Annotated in this window: 12 protein-coding genes; all 12 read right to left on the bottom strand. The window is 46.8% G+C overall.

Translation table 11 applies throughout. The annotated features are described in order from the left end of the window. Window positions 1-75: 75 nt before the first annotated feature. The 12 genes from DWZ61_RS14110 to nrdD all read right to left on the bottom strand — a co-directional run bounded on the left by DWZ61_RS14110 (window position 76) and on the right by nrdD (window position 14,635). Window positions 76-1,365, bottom strand: a complete 1,290-nt coding sequence (locus tag DWZ61_RS14110; RefSeq protein WP_172594721.1) for a sensor histidine kinase — start codon at window positions 1,363-1,365, stop codon at window positions 76-78. Then, window positions 1,362-2,102, bottom strand: a complete 741-nt coding sequence (locus DWZ61_RS14115; RefSeq protein WP_117466280.1) for a LytTR family DNA-binding domain-containing protein — start codon at window positions 2,100-2,102, stop codon at window positions 1,362-1,364. The genes DWZ61_RS14110 and DWZ61_RS14115 overlap by 4 nt, the downstream gene beginning before the upstream one ends. Window positions 2,103-2,267: 165 nt before the next feature. Next, on the bottom strand, window positions 2,268-3,713 hold the full coding sequence (gene hemZ / locus DWZ61_RS14120; protein ID WP_118539238.1) for a coproporphyrinogen dehydrogenase HemZ: 1,446 nt from the start codon (window positions 3,711-3,713) through the stop codon (window positions 2,268-2,270). Between the two features lie 68 nt (window positions 3,714-3,781). Beyond that, window positions 3,782-4,447, bottom strand: coding sequence for an MBL fold metallo-hydrolase (locus DWZ61_RS14125; protein ID WP_118539240.1), 666 nt, complete (start codon window positions 4,445-4,447; stop codon window positions 3,782-3,784). A gap of 56 nt (window positions 4,448-4,503) precedes the next feature. Next, complete coding sequence (locus DWZ61_RS14130; protein WP_118539242.1) at window positions 4,504-6,822, bottom strand: bifunctional (p)ppGpp synthetase/guanosine-3',5'-bis(diphosphate) 3'-pyrophosphohydrolase; 2,319 nt, start codon at window positions 6,820-6,822, stop codon at window positions 4,504-4,506. A 35-nt stretch (window positions 6,823-6,857) separates the two neighbouring features. Beyond that, window positions 6,858-7,382 (bottom strand): adenine phosphoribosyltransferase, encoded by a 525-nt coding sequence (locus DWZ61_RS14135; RefSeq protein ID WP_118539244.1) that lies wholly within the window; start codon window positions 7,380-7,382, stop codon window positions 6,858-6,860. Between the two features lie 31 nt (window positions 7,383-7,413). Beyond that, complete coding sequence (locus tag DWZ61_RS14140) at window positions 7,414-7,848, bottom strand: CBS domain-containing protein (protein WP_117466284.1); 435 nt, start codon at window positions 7,846-7,848, stop codon at window positions 7,414-7,416. Between the two features lie 31 nt (window positions 7,849-7,879). After that, window positions 7,880-8,482: a DUF308 domain-containing protein gene (locus DWZ61_RS14145; RefSeq protein ID WP_117466285.1), complete on the bottom strand. Its 603-nt coding sequence runs from the start codon at window positions 8,480-8,482 to the stop codon at window positions 7,880-7,882. Between the two features lie 96 nt (window positions 8,483-8,578). Beyond that, entirely contained in the window at window positions 8,579-9,082 is a 504-nt protein-coding gene (locus DWZ61_RS14150; RefSeq protein ID WP_022313207.1) for an SEC-C metal-binding domain-containing protein, read from the bottom strand. Between the two features lie 388 nt (window positions 9,083-9,470). After that, on the bottom strand, window positions 9,471-11,885 hold the full coding sequence (locus tag DWZ61_RS14155) for an HD domain-containing phosphohydrolase (RefSeq protein WP_118539246.1): 2,415 nt from the start codon (window positions 11,883-11,885) through the stop codon (window positions 9,471-9,473). Window positions 11,886-11,954: 69 nt separating this feature from the next. After that, complete coding sequence (nrdG, locus tag DWZ61_RS14160; RefSeq protein WP_022313209.1) at window positions 11,955-12,476, bottom strand: anaerobic ribonucleoside-triphosphate reductase activating protein; 522 nt, start codon at window positions 12,474-12,476, stop codon at window positions 11,955-11,957. Window positions 12,477-12,508: 32 nt separating this feature from the next. After that, complete coding sequence (nrdD, locus tag DWZ61_RS14165) at window positions 12,509-14,635, bottom strand: anaerobic ribonucleoside-triphosphate reductase (protein ID WP_118539248.1); 2,127 nt, start codon at window positions 14,633-14,635, stop codon at window positions 12,509-12,511. Window positions 14,636-14,713: the final 78 nt, after the last annotated feature.

A 14,713-nucleotide genomic window follows, 5' to 3' on the forward strand; every position in this document is an offset into this window, starting at 1 on the left:
GGTTAAAATATGCTTCGAAACGTTTCTCTTGAAAAGCATATCTTAATCCGGGTATTCACATATTCCGTATTCTTTTTATGTTAAAAAATCATACATTAATATCATTACATCAAAAACATTATCTTCCTCCCGTATCTCCATCTCACCGGCATATTGATCCACGATCTGTCTGACGATCGAAAGACCGATTCCATGCATCCTGTCGTCTTCCTTGCTTGTCAGATATCGTCCCCCGCTTTTATGCAATGCATTTTTATACCGGTTTTTAATACTGATGGCTATATTATTACCGTCTGTGGTGATCCATAGCCTGATCACCCTATCTTCGGTCAGTTCCTTTACAGCTTCTATGGCATTATCCAATAGATTGCCCAGACAAATGCTGATATCCTCTGCATTCATCTCCGCATCCTGCGGCACTTCCGTATTGGCTGTCACCTTTATTCCTGCCTTTTCCGCCATATCTGCCTTGTAATTAACCACACTGTCAATATAAAGATTTCCGCTATTGGAAATAAAATCTTTTTTGTCTAAAAACTTCAGATTTTCACTGCAGTATCTTTTCAGGGCTTCATAATCTTCCTTTTCCAAATAAGTATTTTCCAATATGTAATGCTGCTTCATATTGTGACGCAGCTTCCTTAATTCTTCCCACCATTCCTTACTTTCCCGGTTCTGGCGAATATAGTACTCACACTGATTTTTCAGGATTTCTTCCCGCATTTGTTTTTCCATATTTTCTTTTGCTTTATCATACAGATAGTAGGTAAAGACGTTGATCAGCAGGATCATGAATACTACAATAAATCCCCAGAAATAGTTTTCAAGGGTTCCTGTGATAAAAACGGAAATCAGGATCCATATACTACAGACCGGAACGATAAATACTTCCAACCAATCCTGAAGATTCAGTTCCGCTTTTCTGTTCAGTTTTATAATAAGAGAGGTAAATTTAATAATCAAATACCAGACAATTTTAGATAACACTGTGCACAGCAAGGTTACTTCTGCATCATCTGTCCATGCCAGAAATTCTTTTCCGTAATACACGAGCAATTCTGCACACATGCCGCTCATATACATAAATATAGTCGTCGCCATCAATGTTCTGACTGAATCAGTATATAGGATTCTGATCGTCACAAAAAAAATACATACAAAAAGTAATATATTCAGCCAGATATTACTCGTGCCATCTCCCAGATACGTTAAAACATATGTAACACCGTTGAAGACCGCAAAATATCCTCCCCATACCAGATAGTCTGTATACCTGCGAATTTTCTTCTTTTTCAATGTACTGTCACAAAAAATACGCTGCAGTATTACAGAAAAAATCTCCACAATAGCCAGAACAAGCATCATTCCCATCTTCTCCCCTTTAACATTGAAATATAATGCTGTCTTACATGATCTCTGTAATTTTTACTGATTTCTACTTCCCGTCCATTATCCAGAACAACCCTGTCCGCAGAATACTCCTTAATAAAACGAGTATTCACGAGCAACGATTTTCTGATTCTCAGGAATTTTACATTTGCTTTCCGCAGATTCCTTTCCACTTCTTCCAATTTTCCATAAAATAAGTATTCCAATTCAGGCATATCCAGCTGTACTGCATTGATCTGTACGATTCTTTTATCACTTTGGAAAAACCGGATCTGATTCAGTGGAATATTGTATTGCCTTTTATTATAAGAAAAGCAATAACTGTCATCGGAATTCAAATGTGTTTCAAACACCCGTTTCAGGATCTTCTCCAATTTTTCTTCAGACACCGGCTTATCTATAAATGCATATGGCTGCACTTCAATCATTTCCTTGCAGTACTGGTTATGACAGGATACAAAAATCAGAATTACCCTGCTGTCTCTTTCCCTAAGGATACGCGCGGTTTCAATTCCGCTGATACCAAGCATTTCCACATCTAAAAAAACGATGTCCATATTTCCCGTGGTGTCTGTTTCCATTAATAATTCTTCCCCACTCCGGAAGCAAAAAAATTTCACATTTTTGGATAGCCTTGCCATGATGGATTGTATGATCTGTGTTTGCTTCTGCAACTCAGATAAAACATCCTCACATATAGCAACTCTTAACATTGAGAATTCCCCTTTCTCCTTCGCATGCTATAATACGATGCCAGTATGCAACTGTTCAGCCCAATATAGTTTCCTCCTTTCAAGACTTTCCGCAAAAACACTGGCAACATCAGCAACTATTCTTATTTTTTTGATATTATTACTATACAAACGATTTCCCCTGTTTTACGTAAACAATTCCCTCTTCCTCTTGATCATCTCATCAATCTTCTCAATATACAGTCCCACATCCTTCACATTGTCACACCGCTCGATTCTTCCGTCGGGGAAGACTCTCTTGGTGATGCTTCCGGCTCCCAAAGCCACGATGGTCTGTTTCTCCTCCATGATGAGGATGTTATACAGGCCGTATTTTCCGGGGCGGGCGTAGCCGGTGTTCTCGAAGTTGCCGGACATGTTCTTCTGGCGGTAGAGGTAATAGGGCTTCATTCCCAGCTTTTCCGCTCCCGCCGCCGCGATCTTCATGGTCTCGTCTGTGTTGTGGAGCATGGAGACACCGTTCTCCTGGATCCACTGGTTCAGGCGGGATGCCCGCTTGATGGCCAGGGAATGAACGGTCAGGCTGTCCGGGGCCAGCTCCACGATCTTTTCGATGGTGCGCTGTACATCCGCCTCCAGTTCTCCCGGCAGTCCCAGGATCAGATCCATATTGATATTGTCGAAGCCGACTTCTCTTGCCAGATTATATGCCGTAAGCACTTGTTCCACACTGGCTTTTCTGCCGATGATATCCAGTGTCTCCTGCTTCATGGTCTGGGGATTCACAGAGATGCGGCTGACCTGATGACGGTACAGTACCTCCAGCTTCTCTCTGGTGATGCTGTCGGCACGACCGGCTTCCACAGTGAATTCCTTCACGGTAGAGAAATCAAACTTGGACTTTAATGCCGTGATCAGACGGTCCAGCTGCTCCGGTTCCAGTGTGGTGGGCGTACCACCGCCGATATAGACGGTATCCAGTACCTTGTCCTGAAAGTTCTCCGCCACATAATCCATCTCTTTGATCACAGCGTCCACATAGGCGTCCACCTGCCTGCGGAATGCAGCGATCGGATAAGAGGTAAAGGAGCAATAGAGACAGGTTGTAGGGCAGAACGGAATCCCGATGTACAGACTGTAGCCGCCCTCATAATGAATCTCTTTTAACAGATCCCGCTCTCTCTTCGCAATATCGATTCCCAAAAGTGCCTTCTCTTCGCTGACGTAATGGCTCTGCTCCATGAAATCCAGAATCTCTGCATCACTTCTGCCCTCATCCAGCATACCGTAGGCGATCTTCGTGGGACGGATGCCGGTAAGGTTTCCCCATGGGAGTTTCTGCCCGGTCACCTTGCTTAAGGTGCGGTACAGGAAACGTTTCAGACCGTTCTTATAGCCATCCGCGATTGCCTCCGATGCTGCCTCCCACAAAAAAATCTCTTCTCCCACACGGATCTTCGCCCCGGTGTCCCCCAGTTCGATTTCCAGACTGACCTGCGGTTCCAGCTCTGCCAGCTTCTCCGGTTTTGTCTCCGGGGTGATGACCGTGACCTGGTCCTCCGCATAAAAAGCCTTCACCAGAGAATGTACATCATATTCATAGTTAGGATGGGATAATTTCACTACTTTCATTGTATTTTCCTCATTTACATAAATACAGGCACAGAGATAACTCTTTCTGTGCCCGAATACTTTTTGATTTAATCAACGCAAAACGGATTATATTTCTTCTCATGTCCGATGGTGGTGCTGTCGCCGTGTCCCGGATAGACTACCGTATCCTCCGGCAGAGTAAACAGCTTCTCCTTCACCGAACGCACCAGCGTACTCATACTGCCGGTGGGGAAATCGGTTCTGCCCACGGATTCCTGGAACAGGGTATCCCCGCAGATTAAGAACCCTCCCTCTGGGAAATAATAGCTGACACCGCCTGCAGTATGTCCGGGCGTTGCCAGAACTTTGATCCGGATGCCATCCAGATCCAGTTCCTCGCCATCCTTCAGATACACATCCGCGGTGACCGTTACCGGGCGTCCCATATCTTTCGACAGGTTGCTCTTCGTATCCAAAAGAAACTTTTTCTCCGCCTCCCCGGCATATATTTTCACGGGGTTCTCTCCATGCTCCCCGGCATAGGCATCCGCTGCCGCCTTCAATTCCTCACAGCCACCGATATGGTCGAAATGTCCATGGGTCAGAAGGATCGCTGCTGTATGTAGTCCGTGCTGCCCAAGTGCCGCCTCAATTTTCTCTCCATGATCCGCGGGGTCGAATACCAGCACTTTATCACTGTTCTCTCTGTATACAAAGTAACAGTTGGTCTGATAGATTCCCAGCGTCATATGTCCGATACGGATATTGCTCATAATAATCTCACTTTCTGTTTCCCGACAGGTTCCGCCGTTTTCCTGACATCACCTTATCAGCCTGTGGTTCTCTCGATGTCAATGACGCTCTCGATGCCCCGGATCTTGTCAATGATACGGTTCAGTTCCTCTCTGCCGCTGATCTCAAAGGTCGTCTGCAGCGTTGCCAGTCCCTGTCTGTTGGTTCTGGTGTTCATGGACATGATATCAATATTTTTCTCCGTCAGCGCCTTGGAAATATCCGCTAACAGTCCGTTACGGTTGTTGGCATAGATCTTGATCTCCGCCAGATATTTCTCCGCATGTGCCTCCTCCGGCTGCCATTCCGCATCGATCAGTCTCGCCCTCTCCATCTCCGGCAGATTGATGATGTTGATACAGTCGGTACGGTGAATAGAGATACCTCTTCCACGGGTCACATAACCCACGATCTCATCCCCCGGCACAGGAGAACAGCACTTGGAAAAACGCACCGACAGATCCGCGATACCCTTTACCACGATACCGCTCTTGGACTTCATGAGGACAGGCTTGTTCGCACCACTTTGCGCATTTGCCGCATTGTTCTCCGCAATGCTTGCCAGAACTTCCTCGTTGGTCATCTCTTTCTTATGGTCACGGTCGTACAGCTCCTGCATCTTGTTGACGATCTGCCCTTCTTTCAGAGCACCGTGTCCTATAGCCGCCAGCACAGAATCCCAGTCCCGGAATCCATACTTGCGCATAATGGCATCCATATACTCCTGCTTCTGCAGGCTGGCAAGGTTGATGCCTCTGGCTTTGCAGTAGCCGGAAAGCAGATCCTTGCCCTTTAAAATATTGTCTTCCTTTAACTCATTCTTGAACCACTGGTTAATCTTGTTCTTGGCCTGGGTACTTTTTACCACATTCAGCCAGTCACGGCTGGGACCCTTGGAGTTCTGCGAAGTGATGATCTCGATCCGGTCTCCGTTGTTGATCTTATAATCAATGGTCACAAGCTTCCCGTTGACTCTCGCTCCCACCATCTTATTACCCACGGCGGAATGAATGCTGTAAGCAAAGTCAATCGGGGTAGATCCTGCCGGAAGGTTCTTGACCTCACCGGTAGGCGTAAAGCAGTATACGCTGTCGGAGAACAGATCCAGATCGTTCTTCAGCAGATTCATGAATTCCTTGTTATCCGACATGTCCCGCTGCCACTCCAGGATCTGTCGCAGCCATACCAGCTTCTCTTCTTCCTGTACCTCCGGCTTCTTGCCGTCGGAAGCCTCCTTGTATTTCCAGTGGGCGGCAATACCGTATTCCGCCACGCGGTGCATCTCGAAGGTCCTGATCTGGATCTCGAAAGGCTGTCCGTTACTGCCAATCAATGTGGTATGCAGAGACTGGTACATATTTGCTTTGGGCATGGCAATATAATCCTTGAAGCGCCCCGGAATGGGTTTATACATTTCATGGATCACACCCAGTGCCGCATAACAGTCCTTCACCGTCTCCACGATGATACGCACAGCGAAGAGATCATAGATCTGATCCAGCGTCTTGTGCTGGTTCTTCATCTTCTTATAAATACTGAAAAAATGCTTTACACGGCCATCGACTTTGGCTTCGATGCCGGCATTCTTAATATGTTCACTGACTTCATCCACAATACCCTGGATATATTTTTCACGGACGCTCTTACGGACAGCGATCTTATCCACCAGATCATAATAGATATCCGGCTCCAGATACTTCAGTGACAAGTCATCCAGTTCGATCTTCAGTTTGCTGATACCAAGTCGCTGGGCAATGGGACAATAGATCTCCAGCGTCTCCTTGGCAATCCTCTGCTGGCTCTCCGGCGTCTTGTATTTTAAGGTACGCATATTGTGCAGACGATCCGCCAGTTTGATCATAATGACGCGGATATCCTTCGCCATGGCGAGGAACATCTTACGCAGATTCTCTGCCTGCATCTCCAGCTTGGCATCTGACTGTTCTCCGTTGCTGCCGGACAGCGGAATTTTCTCCAGTTTGGTCACTCCGTCTACCAGAAGTGCAACATCATCACCGAATTCTCTCCTAAGATCCTCCTCCGTCATCACGGTATCTTCCACCACATCGTGCAGGATACCTGCCACGATGGTCTCTTTATCCAGCTTCAGATCCGCCAGAATGATTGCCACATTCAATGGATGGATGATATAAGGTTCTCCGGACTTCCGGAACTGATTTTTGTGAGCCTCGCTGGCGACCTTATAGGCCTTCTCGATCATGGAAATATCATCACTGGGATGATATTTTTGCACACATTGAATAAGCTCCTGATATAATTCCTCCGGATTCACGAATTCTTCTGATTTACTTATCTTGTCATCATCAAAAATGACTTCGTTCTTCTCTTCTGTCATAGACGAAACAGCTCCATATTATTTTTATCGATGTCTTATTTTCCCTCGTAGCAGATGGCTGACTCCAGACGATATTTGTTAATGCGCTCACGGCCTTTCAGTCCTGCCAGTTCGATCAGCACTACCACGCCGGCTACTTCACCGCCCAGAGACTCGATCAGTCTGATCATAGCCTCGGTGGTACCTCCGGTAGCGATCAGGTCATCCACGATCAGAACTTTCTGACCGGGCTTGATACTGTCCTTGTGCATCTCGATGGTAGCGGAACCATATTCCAGATCATACGTGGCAGATACGGTCTCTCTGGGAAGCTTTCCCTTTTTACGGATCAATACAAAGGGCTTATGATTATTGTATGCGATCGGTGTTCCAAAGATAAATCCGCGGGACTCGGGACCTACTACCACATCATAATCCAGATCCTTGATCTTCTCCTGCATGGTATCGATCGCCAGGTGCAGTCCGTCCGCATCCTGCAGTACACTTGTGACATCACGGAAAATGATACCCTTCTCCGGGAAATCGGGAATGCTCCTTACATATTCTTCCAACTTTTTCATGTTTCTACACACCTTTCTCTTTTTTAACGAATTATATCTGTTTTTCTGCTATTTCAATCTGTTTCTTGATAAAATATTTGATGATCTCGCTTCGGGTAATAATGCCGATAAATACATTTCTGTCATCGATCACCGGTACAAAGTTCTGCATCTGTGCCTGTCCCAGCAGTTCTTCCATGTTGGTATCGATACATACCGGCCGGATCTTGCCACTCTGTATGATATCCCTCACGGACAGCTTTTCCAGACTCTTCATGGTAATAGTATCCAGCTCACTGTTGTGGTTCAAGATATTCCACAGAAAATCTCCCTCACTGACTACGCCCACATACCGGTCCTCGGCATCGATCACCGGTACCGCTGTGTAACCGTAGCGTTTCATCTTCTCCAGCCCCTGTCTGATAGTCATATCGTCCCGAAGAAAAGTAACCTCCTCCTTCGGGGACAAAAAAGATGCAATATTCACAATGTTCCTCCTGCCTGTTCTTTTGTGTCCGTTAATTTTGCTCCTTAGGGTCGACCTCTTCGAAGGTACTGTCCAAGGCATCCTGCTCCTGTTTGAATCTCCGGAGCTTGCGCGCAAAATAAATCGTAGAAAAGCAATCGCCGGCACCACTGAGGATCAGTACCACTCCCAGAACACGGAACAACAGAATCGCTGCTTTGAACGGATTGTAGATCAGTACCACTCCGAGAATGATGTTGATTGCCGCCACAATAAGAAGTCCCAGCCAGCTGCCGTAATCCAGTCTTTTCAGGTCAATGGCATCCTGCAGTTTGCTGCATCCGCTACACAGAACCAGTACTCCCAGAATAAAGGGAATCAGGGAGATGACGATCTCTACCTTGTACAGGACTACTGCTCCCAACACGATTCCGAGAATACCGAATACAAACTCATTGTGATAATAGTTCTCTCTGGCATCCCTGAGCAGATAGCAGATAATAGATACCAGTCCTGCCACGATCAATACGATACCGATCAGATACCCCAGTGTCTTCTGCATGGTCTCCGGGATCACCAGTGCCACGATTCCTAAGAGAATATACAGCACACCGGTAAGAATTGCTTCCCATTTCAATTCTTTCAGCATTTTCATATGTAACCCTTCCTTTCCTGTAAAACAATGTTAAACTCAGGGAAAACGAAAAAGGGGCTCTCTGCAAACCTGCGGAAAACCCCCTTTATGTTCAATTTACTTTCTGCCGCAGCACTTCTTGTACTTCTTGCCGCTTCCGCAGGGACAGGGATCATTGGGATAAACCTTCTGCTCCTTCACAATGGTAGTGGAAGACTTCTGCTCTTTGTAGAGTTCCTTACGGGTCTCTTCGTCAAAGATATCGTTCCACTCTTCCAGATTGTACAGCCAGTCGGCTTCTGCTGCTACCATGTTCTTGTACAGAAGAGCCTTATCGAAGCCTAAGTTTACCTGAGTATCCTCTTCCAGATCATCAATAGGGTTCTGCTCTACCAGGCTGTCGTTGATGCCATCCAGGAATCCGGTCATGGTCATCAGAGATACTTTGAACTTGTCAGCCAGTTCCTTCACGGTACCCTTTACTACTTCATCGGGATTCTTCAGAAGCTGTGCGTAGATTTCCTTCTCCTCCTGGAAATAAGCTGCCCAGAGTTGCTGCAGCTTCTCTTTGCCGGTTGCCTCATTATATGCTACTGATCTCCACTGTTCCATTAAATTCATAATTGTAATACCATCCTTACATAATAATTAAATATTTAATAATACGATTTCTCCGCCCTTCGGGCTCTCGAAATCGTCACATCCATTCGCATTTCGGACTGGCGTCCTCCATGCTCATGTCTGTTTATCCGCTCAATAGGTGAACTGCCTTGCCTGCAAGCAGTCAGGCAGTTCACCTATTGGCAGAATTATTAATCATAGTATATAACAACTCGTCCTCAAAAACAACAAAAAAATATCAATCGGGGATGTATAAACCCACAAATCCGGGACAGACTACTACTATCATCGGATCCCCTCCTTTGATCTTACGAAAGATACGATAATACTTAATCCTCCCCTTTTGAAAAGAGGCACCCGTGGGTGCCTCTTTTTTTGCTATCAGTTCCTACAGGGGAACTTTTCCTTCTTTGATCAGTTCAATAAAAGCATCTGCCACCTCCGGATCAAACTGGGTTCCTTTATTTTTCTCCAGTTCCCCCATAGCGTATTCCACACTCAGGGGCTCCTTATATGCTCTCTTGGAGATCATGGCATCAAAGCTGTCGCACACCGCCAGGATCCTGCCAAGAAACGGAATCTCTTCTCCCTTGATTCCTCTGGGATAACCCTTGCCGTCATATCTCTCGTGATGGGAAACGACTGCGGGGATCACATAGTTCATATTCGGCAGATAGTGGATCATTTCGATGGATTTCTCCACATGGCTCTTCATGATCTCATATTCTTCATTCGTAAGCTTTCCAGCCTTTTTCAGGATGCTCTCCGGGATACCGATCTTACCGATATCATGCAAAAGGCCTGCCACCTTTACGGTCTGGATATCGTTTCTGGACAAGCCCAGCTTCTGGGCCAGCAATACCGCATACTGGGATACATTGGTGGAGTGCTGGAAAGTAAAGGAATCCTTCGCATCAATAGCCGCCACCAGTGCATACACCGTAGGCGCCACCTGCTCGTAACCGGTCTCCTTATCCTGGCTCTCCTCATTGATACCGCCTTCATATACCTGGATCCGGTCCTTACCATTACGCTTCGCATAAAAGGCCGCCCGCTTGGACTGCTGGAACAATTCCAGCGCATCCGCTGCCAGACCGGGATACCATGCCACACCAACGCTGAATGTAATGGGCTGCATGACCTGTGGTTTATTTGTAGCATTCTCCTGTACTGCCCGGGTCAGCTTCTCCGCCAGCTCCACCAGTGCGTCCTTTCCGGTCTCCGGCACCGAGACCAGAAACTCATTGGATCCTACCCGGAATACCTCTCCGTTCTCCACATTATCCAAAAATCTCTTCGCGCACCATTGCAGAATCCGGTCGCCGGTCTGTTCTCCGTACAGGTCATTGTATAACTTAAAATTATCCATGTCCATGTATAAAAAGCCCCGTTCTTCTCCCAAGGCACCATCGCGGCGCAGATACACTCCACAATAGCTGCGGTTATACAGGCCGGTCAGTTCGTCATGAATGGATACCTGATATACCTTTTCATAAGCATCAATGTTTTTCAGACTGCCGGAAGCAATATTTGCCATCTGCCGGATGCAGTCCGCCTCGCGGTAATTGAGCTTACTCTCCCGCAGACGCTCCATATATACAAATCCACAGACCATATTATCATATTTTAACAGGGCGATCTCCGGTGTCTCTTTTGTCTCTTCCTGCTCTACGATGCCACAGACTCTCTCCACCTCATCTTCGCCCAGCGGGATATGTCCGCTCTGTACCACCTCATGGTAACCGTCATCATTTATATTCTTCTCAAAGATTCTGGATTCCCAGCCCGGAATTGCATCATCCAGAATGTCATGCATATTGGCAAACAATTCCTTACGGTTTAAAATGGATGCCGCTCTGTCCTGGAATTTCCGCAGTCCCTCCAGCATATGCTTCAGCTTCTGGTTCAGGATATCCTCCAGACGCTTTCTGGCAAAAGCTACCACCAGCACCGTCCAGGCACATTGCAGAACGATATAGATCAGCAGTTTCTGCGTTACCGCCCGCTCCAGACTTCCCAGCACATTTTCCAGATTATGAGACAGGATGACCAACGGCAGGGATGCCACCACAACTGCCAGAAAATATACTGCACCTACCGTTACACGATAGGAAAAATCAAACAGATACTGCTTGTACATGATATAGACCATGCACACCGCCATACCAACGCCGCCCAGCATATCATACGGAAAGACGCTTCCCGGAATCAGGCAGAGCAGATTTCCCATCAAAACAAACAGGGTTCCCAGCAACAGCGGCTGTAGTTTTTTACGCAGCTGTAGGTCTCCACCGATCTTGCAATGAGCCAGATAAGTGGCATAGACCAATACCGAGACCTCCAATACCGTCAACACCCAGATTCCGGATGTTGCATGATACATATAGACATAAGTTCCATCGGCACGGGTCATCACTTCCGGTGCCGGCAGGATCGCACCACTCCAGGCATTGCCCAGAACCAGAGCTGTCGTCAGGACTCCATAGATATAGATCAGCGCATCATGCTCCGTAATTTCCAGAAAAGCAAATAGAAATGCATACATAAACACTGGAATCACCAGCAGACCAAACAGTGCAAAATTATGCCAGAAACGAATTCCCGGAAATACCTGTAGCCGCATGAGAATCGCCCCACCGGTCCACACCAGGCAGGAAGTCAGCACTGCCCTCAGACTACGAACTGTCCGGCTCTTCATGGTATTGAAAAAGCAGAATAACAGAAAAAGGGAGCACAAAAAGGCTCCCACCGGAACACCGATGTAGAGATTTCTATCTAATGTCATATCCAGAAAGCTCTCCATACTTGTATTACTCCCTCACACTTTTGTTTTTATTTTCGAACCGATATCCCTTTTTCGACCCGAATCCTCTTATGTATGTAAAATTATACCACATTTTTCCTTTAAAGACAATGGTACGTCCAAAATCCTCTGATTCTCTGATCCGCGAAAAGGTAGACGTAAATTACGGCACTCTTCCTTGTATTCTCCGTCCACGATAACATCCAGAAGCGGTAAAAGTTTCGTGATCACCGGATCTCCCGCTTCCATCCAGGCCAGAAGATCCTTATCAAAATCATAGCCGGTATAGCACCAGATCGTCTTCCGGGGATAAATTTCCCTTACTTTCTTTACCAGAGAAAGCACCGTTGCACGGTTCTGCGGTTCCATAGGTTCGCCGCCCAGCAAGCTTAAGCCCCGGATATAGTCCGGGGCCAGTGCCTGTAAAATCTCCTGTTCTGTTTCCAGCGTGTAAGCCTGTCCGTACTGAAAATCCCAGGCCACACTGTTAAAGCATCCCTTGCAATGATGGGTACAACCGCTGACAAACAGCGATACTCTCACGCCGGGACCGTTTGCCACGTCCGTTTTCTTGATCGTCGCATAATTCATAGGACATTTCCTTCCCTTTTACTATCTGCATATTACAGATGAAGAACTCTTGCCTTGATCTCCTTGGTCTTGCCGGCATTCCAGAAGTTCTCTCCCAGATAACCGCAGGTTCTTCTGGTGACATTCATTTTCGCATGATCCTTGTTGTGACACTGAGGGCACTCCCATTCCATATTATCATTGATCATGATCTCACCATCATAGCCACAGACGTGGCAATAATCGGATTTGGTGTTGAACTCACCGTACTGGATATTATCGTAAATAAAACGGATGACTTCCTCGATGGCTTCCACATTATTGGTCAGGTTCGGTACTTCCACGTAAGAGATAGCTCCGCCCAACGACTTATTCTGGAACTCACTCTCGATCTTGAACTTGGTGAAAGCGTCGATCTTCTCCCGGACATCCACATGATAGGAATTTGTGTAATATCCCTTATCGGTGACATTGGAAATATCACCGTATTTTTCCCGGTCGATCCTTGCGAAACGATAACACAGTGTCTCAGCAGGAGTTCCGTAGAGGCTGAATGCAATACCGGTCTCCTCTTTCCATTTTGCGCAGCGATCCTTCATATAATCCATGACACGCAGGGCGAATTCCTTGCCGGGTTCCACGGTCTGGCTGCATCCTTTCATCAGATACGTGGTCTCATACAGTCCGATATATCCCAGAGACATGGTGGAATAACCATTGTGCAAGTATTTGTCGATGGTCTCGCCCTTCTTTAGACGGGCGATGGCTCCGTATTGCCAGTGGATGGGGCTCACATCGGATACCACACCTTCCAGTGCCTTGTGACGGCACATCAATGCTTCATAACACAGTTCCAGACGCTCGTCCAGCAGTTTCCAGAATTTCTCTTCATTTCCTTTTGCCAGAATACCGATCTGCGGAAGATTGATGCTGACAACGCCCTGATTGAAGCGTCCTTCCCACTTGTACTCTCCGTTTTCATCCTTCCAGGGAGACAGAAAAGAACGACAGCCCATGCAGGAAAATACATTTCCCTCGTAATTCTCACGCATCTTCTTCGCGGAGATATAGTCGGGATACATTCTCTTGGCAGAGCACTGTGCGGCCAGTTTTGTCACATAGTCATATTTTCCGCCCTTTAAGCAGTTGTTTTCATCCAATACATAGACCAGCTTCGGGAAAGCAGGAGTCACATAGACACCCTTCTCATTCTTGGTCCCCTCGATCCGCTGACGCAGGATCTCCATGATGATCTGCACGGTCTCTTCCACATATTCGTCATTCTCATCGATATGCAGGAAAAGTGTGACAAAAGGAGACTGTCCGTTGGTGGTCATCAGAGTATTGATCTGATACTGGATGGTCTGCACACCGGATTTCAGTTCGTCATGCAGGCGCATCTGCACGATCTTGTCCTTGGCTGCCTGATCCAGGGTATCCCCGAATTCTTCCTCCAGCTGTTTTGCAAATTTTTCCTTACTCTTACGCAGATATTTCCCCAGATGCTTGATATTGACGCTCTGGCCGCCGTACTGGTTGCTGGCCACTGCCGCAATGATCTGGGTGGTCACGGTACATGCCACCTGAAAGCTCTTGGGAGACTCGATCATCTTGCCGTTGATGGAAGTGCCGTTGTCCAGCATGTCCTTGATATTGATCAGACAACAGTTGAAGATCGGCTGGATGAAATAATCCGCATCATGGAAATGCAGCACACCGTTGTCGTGCGCCATGGCAATATGCTCCGGCAAAAGCAGACGTCTGGTAACGTCACGGGACACTTCGCCCGCAATATAGTCTCTCTGAGTGGAAGCCAGACGGGTATTCTTGTTGGAATTTTCCTCCGCCAGCTCCTTATTCTCATTCCGGATCAGTTTTAAAATAGATTCATCCGTAGTATTGGACTTTCTGAGCAGACTTCTCTGGTAACGGTATACAATATACTTCTTTGCCAGAGTATATTTATTGTGCTCTACCAGATGCTCTTCGATCATATCCTGGATATGCTCCACGGTCTGGGTCTGTCTGCCCTCCTGCTGTACATCCTCCAGAATCTCCTCGATCAGTCCCTCACTGGCACGATACCGCTCCTCCACTTCATTGTTGGCCTTATGGATTGCTTCCCGGATCTTCTCCTCTTCATAAGGCACTACTCTGCCGTCTCTCTTCTGAATCTTCATTGCTGTTTCCCTCACTTTATATCATTCCCATAAGATACGAATTTCTGCATAAGCCGAAAGAAAAGCCGCATCGGAAGC

Origin of the sequence: Clostridium sp. AF34-10BH (assembly GCF_003478095.1) — a bacterium.
In the GTDB taxonomy this organism is placed as follows: Bacteria; Bacillota; Clostridia; order Lachnospirales; family Lachnospiraceae; genus Acetatifactor; species Acetatifactor acetigignens.

Excerpts from the sequence above, each read along its gene's own strand:
- nrdD (WP_118539248.1), bottom strand. The coding sequence starts at position 14,635 with ATGAAGATTCAGAAGAGAGACGGCAGAGTAGTGCCTTATGAAGAGGAG.
- DWZ61_RS14135 (WP_118539244.1), bottom strand. The coding sequence starts at position 7,382 with ATGAAAAAGTTGGAAGAATATGTAAGGAGCATTCCCGATTTCCCGGAG.
- DWZ61_RS14150 (WP_022313207.1), bottom strand. The coding sequence starts at position 9,082 with ATGAATTTAATGGAACAGTGGAGATCAGTAGCATATAATGAGGCAACC.
- nrdG (WP_022313209.1), bottom strand. The coding sequence starts at position 12,476 with ATGAATTATGCGACGATCAAGAAAACGGACGTGGCAAACGGTCCCGGC.
- hemZ (WP_118539238.1), bottom strand. The coding sequence starts at position 3,713 with ATGAAAGTAGTGAAATTATCCCATCCTAACTATGAATATGATGTACAT.
- DWZ61_RS14125 (WP_118539240.1), bottom strand. The coding sequence starts at position 4,447 with ATGAGCAATATCCGTATCGGACATATGACGCTGGGAATCTATCAGACC.
- DWZ61_RS14110 (WP_172594721.1), bottom strand. The coding sequence starts at position 1,365 with ATGATGCTTGTTCTGGCTATTGTGGAGATTTTTTCTGTAATACTGCAG.
- DWZ61_RS14145 (WP_117466285.1), bottom strand. The coding sequence starts at position 8,482 with ATGAAAATGCTGAAAGAATTGAAATGGGAAGCAATTCTTACCGGTGTG.
- DWZ61_RS14115 (WP_117466280.1), bottom strand. The coding sequence starts at position 2,102 with ATGTTAAGAGTTGCTATATGTGAGGATGTTTTATCTGAGTTGCAGAAG.
- DWZ61_RS14155 (WP_118539246.1), bottom strand. The coding sequence starts at position 11,885 with ATGGAGAGCTTTCTGGATATGACATTAGATAGAAATCTCTACATCGGT.
- DWZ61_RS14130 (WP_118539242.1), bottom strand. The coding sequence starts at position 6,822 with ATGACAGAAGAGAAGAACGAAGTCATTTTTGATGATGACAAGATAAGT.